We start from the raw sequence: 11,275 nt of genomic DNA, 5'->3' as shown, positions 1-11,275 counted from the left end.
ATGCGGCGTTGATACAGTCACGATCCTGGCCGATCGCTGCAGAACGTCAGGATGCACTCGTCCTGTTTCCAGAGATGAATGCGAGAGAAGATGTGCCGGAAATCAGCGATGCTTGCTGGGGTATCTTAGATGTCTCGCCATCCGACATGATGTGTGCGTCGAGCCGAATGATCGCAAAACTGCGCGGTGATAACCGCCCCGTCGTCTTACCCTGCACACTATTGACCGACCTGCCGCGCTTCGGGATGGGGTCAACGCTTGCTGAAGCAGCATTGGCAGACGGCGATCTTTTCGACCATGGCGCCGTGAAACTGTGTCATCCACACTGCGCGCGATTCTGCGTTCTAGGCGGTGGATCCTGTTCTGCGGGCAGCCCTGAATAGGCTTATCCTATTGCGGGGCGTTGTGACTTCACGTTGTATCCTATAGTGAATCCAAAAGAGGTGTCTTTTGCACGATTAGCGTTATTGTGGTGCCGTGAACAACCGTAATTGGTTATCGGCTTTGAGAGGACCACAGGAGCTAAAATGGGAAAGAAATCGCCGCAACAGACAGATGTGATAGTTGGGCACAACGTCCGGTTCTGGCGGCTTGAGAGGAAAATGTCACAGACCGACCTCGCAAACCTACTCGGTCTGACATTTCAGCAGATTCAAAAGTACGAGAACGGCGCAAACCGTGTTGGCGCAAGTCGGCTCATGCAAATTGCTACAGCCCTCGACGTGCCAATCCATGCGTTTTTTGATGGCGCTGGTCCCCAGACGGATGACCCGGTGTCACCCATCCGGTTCGTCGGCGATCAACAAGCGTTGCGCTTGGTTCAGGCCTTCGCCGATATCGAGGATGCTGGGCTACGACGCTCGGTTGTAAGCCTCGTCGAAGGCATCGCCGAAAGCAAATCCCAAGAAAACAGAGCCAAGTAGTTCTCGTCAGCGTCGATGCCGCTTAGCCGGCGGCGGCCCATCGTCGCCGGCATTTTCTTGGTCAGTAGTCTCTACCGGGACCCTAGATAACTCGGCTTCCGCAAGCTTTAGGTACTGCACAAATGGCAGCAGCCCATGCTCAAACTTTGATGATTGCATAGTTGAGCAATACGTTCAGCGAGCGACACCACTGCGGCGAGTTCGCGGCCGGATCAGGATCGGCGATTTTGTCGACCCCAGCTTTAGCTGCCTCGGTTACTCGTCCTTGTCGGCCTCGCTGTCACCGGCGCTTTTGCCTTTGATCTCAAAGGGAAGCTCGAAGGAGGCGGACTTCTTTCCTAACTTGTCGGTGAATTTCAGCTCGGCCACGTACTTCCCAGCCGGCGCTTCGGTGAAGTCGATCGTTAGGGCCGTCATTACTTCCATGTTGGTATCGCGGCTGTCGAAGGTGAACGTACCGAAACCTGGTTGCTCGCCCAACACTTCACCATCGGCACCCTTCAAAACCAGATCAGAGACAAGCTCCGCGCGATTAAGTCCACCCTGCTTCTTCCAAGTAAACCCAACGGGTTCCACATAGATGAAGAGTTTTTCGCCGGGCTCGAAGACATTGTTGGGACGCGGGTCGTAAATACCGTAGCCGGTGGGAGCGGACTTGACGAAGAGGGCCTCGCGGAACAAGAGCGGACCACGCTGCCAAATCCTCATCGCGGCCTTTCGAATCGTATTATAGGCCTCAAGATCGTTGCCCCGCTTCACATCACTTGCCGCTTCCTTTGCGAGATCCTGAACGCTCTGCGCGAGACTGGGACCCCCTATGCCTACATTTGCAACCAAGCCAAACAGGAATGCGATCGCAACGTGTCTCATTTTTCTCCCTAGACGTCCGAATTGTTGTTCCCCGTGGAGGTCGTGACAATCGCACACCGGTCGTCCGTACGCCACTCCAGGGCTACGGCAATTGAACAGCATTGCCCCCGATAGCACTCCCATCCTAGTGCCGCAGCATGCATGCAATCGCCGAGGCGCTTACCAATCCGATCCTACGAGGCGCCTATCTTGCTCTGTCGCTCGCGTTGCTGATCCTGCCACTCGTACTGCTCTGGCTCTGGTACAGCCGACGGGCCCGGGCGGGGACGCTCGATCGTCCCATGCTTATGCGCATAGCAGCAACGCTGCTGTGGATAGTGGCCAATGCCGCGGCGCTCGGATTTCTGATGTGGGCAGACAACGCCAACAGGGCTGCCGGATGATTTTCAATCTTAGTACGGATTGTTTTCCGATTTTCCTCGCGTGGCAAAGAATTCCTTCGCCAAGGCGAAGACGACGGGACTAAGAAGCGCCAAGGCGATCAAGTTCGGAATCGCCATCAGGGCGTTCATTGTGTCTGCGAGCAGCCATACAAAGCTAAGTTTGACGCTTGCGCCAAGAACAGGCGCGAGCGACCACAAAATACGAAATGGGATGATGGACTTTACGCCCAGCAGATACTGCCAGGAGCGCTCGCAATAGTAACTCCAGCCGAGCAGCGTCGTGAATGCAAACACGGCCAACGCAACCGAAGTAATCTCACCGCCAATGCCAGGAAGGGATGTCGAGAATGCAAGAGACGTCAGTTCCGCGCCGGTCTTCCCGCTGGTCCATACGCCCGTGCTCAAGATCACAAGCGCCGTAAACGTGCAGACAATGATCGTGTCGATAAAGGTCCCAAGCATCGCGACAAGACCTTGGCTAACAGGCCCCTTGCACTGAGCTGCCGCATGCGCGATCGGCGCGGAACCGAGCCCCGCTTCATTGGAGAAAACGCCGCGCGCAACACCGAACCGTATGGCTGCCCAAACGGCCGCGCCAGCAAAGCCACCGGTCGCCGCAATCGTTGTGAATGCATGCTCAAAGATGAGCCCAAAGGCCTTCGGGACTGCTTCGGCGTGCAGGAACAGAACCACAGTACCGGCACCCACATAGGCTACGGCCATAAGCGGCACGAGGGTTCCTGCGACCGTGCCGATCCGCTTGATGCCGCCAACCAGAACGAGAGCGACGAGCGTCGCGAGAATGCATCCCGTCAGCCAAAGCGGGATCCCAAATGAGCCATTTAGCGCGGCGGCAACAGAGTTGGCCTGTACCATATTGCCGATACCGAAACCCGCGAACCCGGCGAAGATCGCGAACATGCCACCCAGCCAAGCCCAACGCGGTCCAAGCCCATTCTTGATGTAGTACATGGGCCCACCGACATACTTGCCATTCTCGTCGACCTCTCGATAGCGCACGGCCAGAACGGCCTCCGCGAACTTGGTGGCCATGCCGACCAGTGCCGTCATCCACATCCAGAAGACCGCGCCTGGCCCTCCGAGAAAGATTGCTGTCGCGACACCGGCGATGTTGCCCGTCCCGATCGTTGCTGCAAGCGCAGTCATCAGGGCGTGGAAGGGCGCAATTTCGCCCTTACCGTCGGGGATGCGTCCGCGCCATAGAAGAGCAAGCGCGAAAGGCAAGTCGCGGATGGAGCGAAAGCGAAGACCGATCGTCAGATAGATCCCAACGCCCAGTAGGAGCGTCAGCATGGGCACGCCCCACACAACGCCGCTCAACCATTCAACGGTCTGCGTCAGTGACTGCATGGCGATCGCCCCCCGCTAATCGCTTGTGGGCGGCTGTTTCCCCAAGACGGAGCCGACCGGATGGAAAATAGGCTTAGGACTGACGAAAATGCTTGGACAGTTTCAGCCCCTGCGCCTGATAATGCGAACCGATGCCCTGACCGTAAAGAGTGTCGGGCACCTCGGTAAGTCTGTCATAGACAAGCCTTCCGACAATTTGTCCATCCTCAACGATGAAGGGGATGTCGAGGCTGCGCACTTCTAGGACTGCCTTCGCCCCTGGCGCTTTGCCGGCGACATAGCCGAAGCCTGGATCGAAGAAACCGGCATAATGGACGCGGTACTCGCCGATCATCGGGTCGAACGGCGCCATCTCGGCCACGAACTCCGGCGGCACTGCAACACTCTCCTTGGAGGCGAGGATATAGAACTCCTGTGGATCCAGGACGAGACGTTGATCGCTCCCAAGATAAACCGCTTCCCAGTACTGATTGACATCGTAGCCACCGACATTGTCCATATCGATCACACCCGCATACCGGCGCGCCCGATATCCCACGATGCCCGCCGGCTCCACTGGAGCAAGACTAATACGAAGATTGAGGCCGTCACGGATTGCCGCCTCACCTTCGACAAGTCCCAAATCAGTGTGAATGGTTCTGAGACTCTTGTCGCCAATGCGACTAGGCGCTTCGTCCGCCTGCTGACTTACGCGGCGGCGGAAACGTATCTGGTTCAGCCGGGTACCGGTATGAACCTTGATCGAAAAACTGCGCGGGCAAATCTCTGCAAAAAGCGGTCCTTGATAACCCTCTTCGACACGATCAAAGCTCTCCTGGTGATCTGCGATCAACCGCGTAAAGACGTCGAGCCGGCCCGTGGAACTCTTGGGGTTCGCAATGGCTGCGATAGTGCCTCGCAGCTTAAGGTGCTCCTGAAGGGGAACGAGGTAGACACAACCCGCCTCAAGGACGGCACCCTTCGTCAGGTCGATCTCGTGGAACGTCAACGCGGAGAGCTTGTCTCGGACCGTAGCGCCGCGACCCGGCAGGAAACTTGCGCGGATACGATAGGCCTTCTTGCCCAGGCGCAGATCCAGGCTCGCGGGCTGGATCTGAGCCTCTTCGATCTCGGGCACGCCTGCGACTTCGCCAGCCGCAATGAGCGAACGAATAGCCTGAGACGGAAGCACACCGGTCCGACGCGGCAGCGCCTGAGCGCCTGGTGTGGGCCGCTCTGGAAGTTCCTCAAAAAGCTGGTCGGGTTGGCTCATAACCGATCTTCATTGCATTTGGCGTGTCGCGGGTCATCCTACGAATGCGCTTCTCCCCCGGATTCACAACGAACATTAGAAGGCATCGCATGATCCCGGAAGGCCAGATTTCAGACGATGAGCCACTCGAAATAGGCTCTTTGCTATTCGAGCAGCTAGATCAAATCGACCTCACGGGACCCTTCGAGGTCTTTGCCCGCATGCCGAACACCACCACCCGCCTCTACGGCCTTGGCGCTGGGTCGGTGCAGGACGCCGGCGGCCTCCTGCTGATGCCGCACGCAACCATCGCGGACGCGCCACAACTGGACGTACTGCACGTCCCGGGGGGACCGGGGCAGGAAGCCCTGATGCACAATGAGCCCGTGCTCGACTGGATACGGCGGCAGGCGGTAGGCGCCAAAATCGTTCTCTCTGTGTGTACAGGCGCACTGATCTGCGGGGCGGCGGGGATGTTGCGAGGGCGGAGGGCCACCACCTACTGGACCGTTCAACATCTATTGCCCCTTTTCGGCGCGACGCCTGTCGATGCGCGTGTGGTTGTGGACGGCAATTTGGTCTGCGCCGGTGGGGTAACATCAGGCATAGACGGGGCGCTCAGAGTGGCAGCGATGCTTCGGGGACAGGAGGCAGCGCAAGCGATCCAACTCGCCATGCAGTACGCTCCCGAGCCGCCCTTCACGGCTGGCACGCCCGACAACGCGCCACAAGCGGTCCTCGAGAAAGTTCGAAGCACGACCGCGAAGCTGACCGATCAGCGTAAAGAAACGGCCCAGGAGATAGCCCGGCAGCTTGGCTTGACTGGCGTCACCGAGGCGTGATTGCTCCCCTTTTGCTTGACGACCCCTCCCCTAGGCGACATTAATTCCGTTGTGGTGATTTGGCCGGCCGGCTTGCAGCCACGTTAAACAAGTCGCTAAAAGGCCGCGGACACTTGAGACCCGGCTTTTGGCGCTTGCCAAGTCCGGGTATTTTTGTGCCGCCGGCCAATAGCCCCTGATATGAACGACATGCGAGGAGTAGTGGGTCATGGCCGGGAAAACCAATAGCCGCAAGGCTTGGAGCGCCGCCACACGGCTGGTTCATGAAGGTACGCTTCGCAGCCAGTTCGGCGAGACCTCAGAAGCGGTCTTCCTCAACTCGGGCTATGTCTACGAGAATGCCGAAGACGCCGAGGCGCGTTTCAAAGGCGAGGCGGATGGGTATGTCTATAGCCGCTACGCCAACCCGACGGTCGCGATGTTAGAGCAGCGCATGTGCGCGCTGGAGGGTGCAGAGGCTGCCCGCGCGACGGCGAGCGGCATGGCCGCGGTTGCCGCGTCGATGCTTTGTCACCTCAAGGCCGGCGATCACGTCGTTGCCGGTCGTGCTTTGTTCGGCAGCTGCCTTTACATCGTAGAGGACCTGTTGCCGCGCTACGGCATTGAATCGAACCTCATCGACGGCGGAGATCTAAAGGCCTGGGAGGCAGCGATAAGGCCCAACACCAAAGCCTTATTCTTTGAAACGCCCACCAATCCTGTTCTTGAGTTGGTTGACATCGAAGCCGTAGCAAAGCTCGGAAAGGCTTGCGGCGCGCTCACGATTGTCGACAACGTGTTCGCAACGCCGCTCGGTCAGAGGCCGATGGCGCTCGGTGCGGATATTGTCGTCTATTCGGCGACGAAGCACATCGATGGTCAGGGGCGTTGTCTTGGCGGTGTAGTGCTCGGCCCCAAGGTCTTTATTGAGGAGACGCTCCATACTTTCTTGAAGCACACGGGGCCATCCCTGAGCCCCTTCAACGCATGGGTTTTGTTGAAGGGCTTGGAGACACTGCCATTGCGCGTGGCCCGTCATTGCGAGTCCGCAGCTCGGATCGCCGATTTTCTTGCAGACAAACAAGGTGTCACACGGGTCCACTACCCTGGTCGGGTGGACCACCCGCAACATGACATAGCCAAAAAACAAATGGCGTTCGGCGGACCGCTCGTGGCCTTCGAGGTCGGCGAGACTAAGGCGGACGCGTTTGCTGTGTTGAATGCGCTTCAGCTCTTCAGCATCAGCAACAATCTCGGCGACGCTAAGAGCCTTGCCACCCATCCGGCGACAACGACGCATCAACGGCTGACACCCGAGGCACGCGCGGAGCTCGGTATTTTCGACAATACGATCCGCCTCTCCGTCGGCCTTGAGGATGTTGGCGATCTTGAGGACGATCTCGACCAGGCCCTGGCAAAGTTGACTTAATAGAATGGCGCCACACACAAGCACGAAAGACGCAACTGAGCTTCTCGCAAAGCTCGTTGCCTTCGATACGACGAGCGCGAAGTCGAATCTCGAACTGATTGCTTTCGTGCAGGGCTATTTGGAGGGTCAAGGCGTTGCCTCGACTCTTGTGCCCGACGGCGATGGAAAGAAGGCTTGCCTGTTCGCAAGCATCGGCGAAGGCGACGGCGGTGTGGGCCTGTCTGGCCACAGCGACTGCGTACCGGTTACAGGGCAGTCCTGGGCCTCCGATCCATTCACGCTTACCGAGCGGGACGGCAAGCTCTACGGCCGTGGCACATGCGACATGAAAGGCTTCCTCGCTTGTGTGCTCGCTTCCGTGCCGCTGTTCAAGTCGGCACTGCTCCGGGAGCCCATTCACATCCTTATCTCCTATGACGAAGAAGTTGGATGCGTTGGCGTCCGTCCGATGATTGCGCGCTTTGGACAGGATTTGCCGCGCCCGCGCGTCGTAATTGTCGGCGAGCCATCAGGCATGCAAGTCATCGACGGACACAAATGTATCGACGTGTTCCGCACCACGGTCACCGGCAAAGAGGCCCATTCAAGTATGCCGGCGATCGGCGTCAACGCGATCTCAGCCGCTTCGCGACTTGTCGAGGAAATCGACCGCATCGCCGCCGAGGTGGCTGATGTCGAGAACGACCCTCATTTCGACCCGCCCTATTCGACGGTCATGGTCGCCATGGTCGATGGCGGAACCGCGCCAAATATTGTTCCGCGCAACTGCGACATCTTATGGCAGCTCCGAGGTCTGCCTGGCACGAAGGCCAAGGATCTGCCCGCTAGGCTCGCGTCGTTTGCCGAGAATAAGTTGCTGCCGAGTATGCGCGCGGTCGCACCGCATGCATCGGTCGACACGAAGACCGAGACGGCAGTGCCTGCCTTTTCGGCGGAACCCAAATCCGAGGCCATCTCTCTAGCGCTGAGTCTTACGGGTGCAAACCGTGCTTCCGGCGTATCCTACGCGACGGAAGCTGGCCTGTTTCAGGATGCCGGCTGTCCGGCCGTCGTCTGCGGTCCTGGTGATATCGAGCAGGCCCACACAGCCGATGAGTTCGTCACTGTTTCGCAGATAGAGTCATGCCTCGTGTTCTTGGCGAAGCTGACGGAGCGAATACGCTCTTAGCCGCAACCCGTAAACCTAAGTGGCGCCGAACTCCTGGGGGTCGAACTCGAAGCGGGCGTCGCAGAACTCACAATTCACCCAGAGCTGTCCATCGACCACCATGTCTTTCAGCTCCTCGCCCGAGAAGCGCTGAAGCATTTCCCTCACGCGCTCGCGCGAACAGCTGCAATAGGTCGAGAGTGGAATAGCCCGGTAGACCCTGACCTGTTCCTCATGAAAGAGACGGAACAGGAGTCTCTCGGGCGCCAGCGTCGGATCAAGCAGCTCGTGATCCTCGACCGTCTCCGCCAGCGTTTTCGCGCGGGTCCAGTCTTCCTCGAACCGCTTTGGGCTGACAACCCCGCCTTCCCGCGTCAGCTTCTGGACGAGCAGCCCTCCTGCCCGCCAAGTCCATAGACCCTCGCCGTTCTCTGAAGCCTGAAAGTGCCGCGCTACAGCCAGACGCAGAAAGCTCGGCAGCTGTTCGGATTGCTTGAAATAGGTATCCGCCGCCTCTGTCAGCCCGCAGCCTTCGAGCGGGACGACGCCTTGATAGCGCTCCGTGTCCACGCCCCGATCGATGGTCATGGCGAGATGGCCGTGCCCGAGCAGAGCACTATCGTCGTCGTGATCGAGCGCCGCTAACTTAGCTTGGTCGAAACGAGCGTAGGCCCGCATCGATCCGGGAACCACAAAGTCGACGACGAGCAAATCGACGGCACCGTCGGTAGATGCCTGGAGGATCAGCTTGCCCTCTGCCTTTAGCGAGGCGCCAAGCAGCGCTGTAAGCGCGACAGCCTCTCCCAGGAGACGCGATACGGGCTCTGGGTAATCATGTCTTGATAGAATCGTATCGACTGTCGGCCCGAGCTTGACGAGTCGTCCGAGGACATCGGCCTGTTCCGCCTGAAATGGGAGAATGACGTCGTCCGTCGGCAACCAGAATGCAGTCGCCTCTTCGGAGGCGGATTCGCTCACCCCTTGTCCCCTCCAGTGGCAGCGCGCTTATTCGGCGTACTCTTTTTGGCCCTCACCTTCTTTTTGACGGTCGCTTTTTTGGTCGCTGCCTTCTTGGTTGTGGACTTCTTTGCGGGCGAGGTCTTGCGCGACGGTTTGTTTTCCGCCGGCAGACGTCCATCGTTCAAGCACCAAACCAAGATCGCCTTCTGTGCATGGAGACGGTTCTCGGCTTCATCCCAAACGACAGATTGGTGGCCGTCCATCACCGCATTGGTGACCTCGTCGCCTCGATGCGCTGGCAGACAGTGCATGAAAACCGCATCGGGGTTTGCAAGGCTCATCAGAGCCTCGTCGACCCGAAAAGGCTCAAGGGCGCTCTTTCGCGCCTCGACATCCTTGTCGCCCATCGAAACCCAGGTGTCCGTAACCACACAATCCGCTCCCTTGGCCGCCGCCCGCGCATCTTCAACGACTTCGACCGCAGCACCCTCTGCACGGGCCCAGCCCAGCAGGTCTGGATCCGGCCCGAAGTCAGGCGGCGATGCAAGTCGCAGCGTAAATCCAAATCGCGCTGCGGCGTGGACCCATGACGTGGCCACGTTGTTCGCATCGCCCAGCCAGGCGACGACGCGACCTTGGATCGGTCCCTTGTGCTCTTCAAAGGTCAAGATATCGGCCACGATCTGGCACGGGTGTGACCTTGCCGTGAGACCGTTGATCACGGGAATCTCCGCGTGCTCGGCAAATGTCATGAGCCCTTCATGCGGGCCGGTCCGCAGCATAATCGCGTCGACATACCGAGAAAGCACCCGCGCCGTATCGGCGATTGTCTCGCCCCGGCCGAGCTGCATGTCCTGAGAATTCAGCACGATAGCGCCGCCGCCAAGTTGGTTTATGGCCATCTCGAAGGAAACGCGCGTTCGTGTGGAAGGCTTCTCGAAAATCATCGCTAGCACTGCGCCTTCGGGAACAGCAAAGGCCTTCGGCGTCTTGCGCGCTTTCTTCAGCGCCGCGGCCGTGTCGACAATCGCGCGCAAGGTCTGCGCGTCCAGCGCATCAAGATCGAGAAAATGGGAAGGCTTGAGAGGCATGAACGATATGTCTTGAGTGAGGGGGCTAACGCGACGGACTTTAGCTTTTCATGTCGGACTTAAGGTCGGCACAGGCAGCGTCGATAGTTTGCGTAGCGAGATCGATTTCATCCTCGCCGACAATGAGAGGCGGCAGCAGCCGCACAACATTGTCGCCCGCAGGGACAGTAAGCATGCCCCTATCACGGAGCGCTGCGACGAGTTTGACGTTCTCAGGCTTGCAACGCAGTCCCATCATGAGCCCCTGGCCCCTTATCTCGGCTATGATCTCGCTATGCCCGTCGGCGAGACCGGCCAGCTGCTGCTTCAACTTTAAGCCCATCTGCGCGACATGTTCGAGAAAGCCAGGCTCAAGAACGACATCTAATACGGCGTTTCCAACGGCCATTGCCATGGGGTTCCCGCCAAACGTCGACCCGTGCGTCCCGGGGACCATTGCCTGACCGACTGCTTCCGTGGTTAGGCAAGCGCCAACAGGAAAGCCACCACCGAGCCCCTTTGCTGAGGACATGATGTCCGGCGTGATCTCCGCCCATTCATGGGCATAGAAGCGTCCCGTACGGCCCACACCCGACTGAACCTCGTCCAGGACCAGCAAAAGGCCCTCTTCGTCGCACAGCGCTCTCAGGTCTTGCAGAAAGCGATAGGGCACTTCGCGCATGCCGCCCTCGCCCATGATGGGCTCCAGCAGCACACCAGCGGTCTGCTCCGTTACCGCCTCCTTGACGGCGTCAATATCGAATCCCGTGACCTTGTCAAAACCGTCAACGGGCGGCCCGAAGCCCTCCAGCTGCTTCGCCTGACCGCCCGCCGCAATGGCGGCGAGAGTTCGGCCATGAAAAGCGCCCTCGAACGTAATCAACCGGTAACGTTCGGGTGCGCCGTTAGCAAAGTGATAGCGACGCGCGCACTTGATCGCCGCCTCAACCGCCTCGGCGCCGGAGTTTGCAAAGAACACGCGATCCGCGAAAGTCGCATCGCAGAGACGCTGGCCAAGCCTCTCCTGTTCCTCAATGCTGTAGAGGTTTGAGACATGCCAGACTTTATGC

General features: G+C 59.0%; 10 protein-coding genes, 2 pseudogenes and 1 riboswitch. Of the genes and pseudogenes, 6 read left to right on the top strand and 6 right to left on the bottom strand.

Annotated elements, in window-relative coordinates:
• Positions 1-383, top strand: a pseudogene (locus AC33YF_RS10930) (radical SAM protein); the annotation flags it as partial.
• Positions 384-527: 144 nt separating this feature from the next.
• Positions 528-923 (top strand): helix-turn-helix domain-containing protein, encoded by a 396-nt coding sequence (locus AC33YF_RS10925; protein ID WP_491777233.1) that lies wholly within the window; start codon positions 528-530, stop codon positions 921-923.
• 255 nt (positions 924-1,178) lie between these two features.
• Here AC33YF_RS10925 and AC33YF_RS10920 read toward each other — a convergent pair whose 3' ends face one another.
• Positions 1,179-1,793 (bottom strand): hypothetical protein, encoded by a 615-nt coding sequence (locus AC33YF_RS10920; RefSeq protein WP_491777232.1) that lies wholly within the window; start codon positions 1,791-1,793, stop codon positions 1,179-1,181.
• A gap of 137 nt (positions 1,794-1,930) precedes the next feature.
• Between AC33YF_RS10920 and AC33YF_RS10915 the strand changes: the two genes are divergently transcribed.
• The gene (locus AC33YF_RS10915; RefSeq protein WP_491777231.1) at positions 1,931-2,176 is read left to right on the top strand and encodes a hypothetical protein; all 246 of its coding nucleotides are present in this window, start codon (positions 1,931-1,933) and stop codon (positions 2,174-2,176) included.
• 9 nt (positions 2,177-2,185) lie between these two features.
• Here AC33YF_RS10915 and AC33YF_RS10910 read toward each other — a convergent pair whose 3' ends face one another.
• Both AC33YF_RS10910 and AC33YF_RS10905 read right to left on the bottom strand, forming a co-directional pair.
• Positions 2,186-3,547 carry an alanine/glycine:cation symporter family protein gene (locus AC33YF_RS10910; protein ID WP_491777230.1) on the bottom strand — a complete coding sequence of 454 codons (1,362 nt, stop codon included), beginning with the start codon at positions 3,545-3,547 and terminating at the stop codon, positions 2,186-2,188.
• A 73-nt stretch (positions 3,548-3,620) separates the two neighbouring features.
• On the bottom strand, positions 3,621-4,799 hold the full coding sequence (locus tag AC33YF_RS10905) for a 2'-deoxycytidine 5'-triphosphate deaminase (protein ID WP_491777229.1): 1,179 nt from the start codon (positions 4,797-4,799) through the stop codon (positions 3,621-3,623).
• Positions 4,800-4,888: 89 nt separating this feature from the next.
• Between AC33YF_RS10905 and AC33YF_RS10900 the strand changes: the two genes are divergently transcribed.
• The 3 genes from AC33YF_RS10900 to argE all read left to right on the top strand — a co-directional run bounded on the left by AC33YF_RS10900 (position 4,889) and on the right by argE (position 8,196).
• Entirely contained in the window at positions 4,889-5,620 is a 732-nt protein-coding gene (locus tag AC33YF_RS10900; protein ID WP_491777228.1) for a DJ-1/PfpI family protein, read from the top strand.
• A 41-nt stretch (positions 5,621-5,661) separates the two neighbouring features.
• Positions 5,662-5,739: riboswitch (SAM riboswitch) on the top strand.
• 89 nt (positions 5,740-5,828) lie between these two features.
• Complete coding sequence (gene metZ, locus AC33YF_RS10895; RefSeq protein ID WP_491777227.1) at positions 5,829-7,028, top strand: O-succinylhomoserine sulfhydrylase; 1,200 nt, start codon at positions 5,829-5,831, stop codon at positions 7,026-7,028.
• 4 nt (positions 7,029-7,032) lie between these two features.
• Positions 7,033-8,196, top strand: a complete 1,164-nt coding sequence (gene argE, locus AC33YF_RS10890) for an acetylornithine deacetylase (RefSeq protein ID WP_491777226.1) — start codon at positions 7,033-7,035, stop codon at positions 8,194-8,196.
• A 15-nt stretch (positions 8,197-8,211) separates the two neighbouring features.
• Here the strand turns inward: argE and AC33YF_RS10885 are convergent, their stop codons facing one another.
• The 3 genes and pseudogenes from AC33YF_RS10885 to AC33YF_RS10875 form a co-directional block, all read right to left on the bottom strand.
• Entirely contained in the window at positions 8,212-9,153 is a 942-nt protein-coding gene (locus AC33YF_RS10885; RefSeq protein WP_491777225.1) for an Hsp33 family molecular chaperone, read from the bottom strand.
• 161 nt (positions 9,154-9,314) lie between these two features.
• Positions 9,315-10,226 (bottom strand): annotated as a pseudogene (gene argF / locus AC33YF_RS10880) (ornithine carbamoyltransferase); the annotation flags it as partial.
• Between the two features lie 40 nt (positions 10,227-10,266).
• A partial coding sequence (locus AC33YF_RS10875; RefSeq protein ID WP_491777224.1) for an aspartate aminotransferase family protein occupies positions 10,267-11,275 on the bottom strand: 1,009 nt, incomplete at its 5' end.

It is taken from the genome of Methyloceanibacter sp. (assembly GCF_058506495.1).
This window is presented reverse-complemented; position numbering and strand designations above follow the sequence as displayed.

Bases quoted from the DNA above. Each gene is read 5' to 3' on its own strand.
- AC33YF_RS10925 (WP_491777233.1), top strand. From the start codon at position 528: ATGGGAAAGAAATCGCCGCAACAGACAGATGTGATAGTTGGGCACAAC.
- AC33YF_RS10920 (WP_491777232.1), bottom strand. From the start codon at position 1,793: ATGAGACACGTTGCGATCGCATTCCTGTTTGGCTTGGTTGCAAATGTA.
- AC33YF_RS10915 (WP_491777231.1), top strand. From the start codon at position 1,931: ATGCATGCAATCGCCGAGGCGCTTACCAATCCGATCCTACGAGGCGCC.
- AC33YF_RS10910 (WP_491777230.1), bottom strand. From the start codon at position 3,547: ATGCAGTCACTGACGCAGACCGTTGAATGGTTGAGCGGCGTTGTGTGG.
- AC33YF_RS10905 (WP_491777229.1), bottom strand. From the start codon at position 4,799: ATGAGCCAACCCGACCAGCTTTTTGAGGAACTTCCAGAGCGGCCCACA.
- AC33YF_RS10900 (WP_491777228.1), top strand. From the start codon at position 4,889: ATGATCCCGGAAGGCCAGATTTCAGACGATGAGCCACTCGAAATAGGC.
- metZ (WP_491777227.1), top strand. From the start codon at position 5,829: ATGGCCGGGAAAACCAATAGCCGCAAGGCTTGGAGCGCCGCCACACGG.
- argE (WP_491777226.1), top strand. From the start codon at position 7,033: ATGGCGCCACACACAAGCACGAAAGACGCAACTGAGCTTCTCGCAAAG.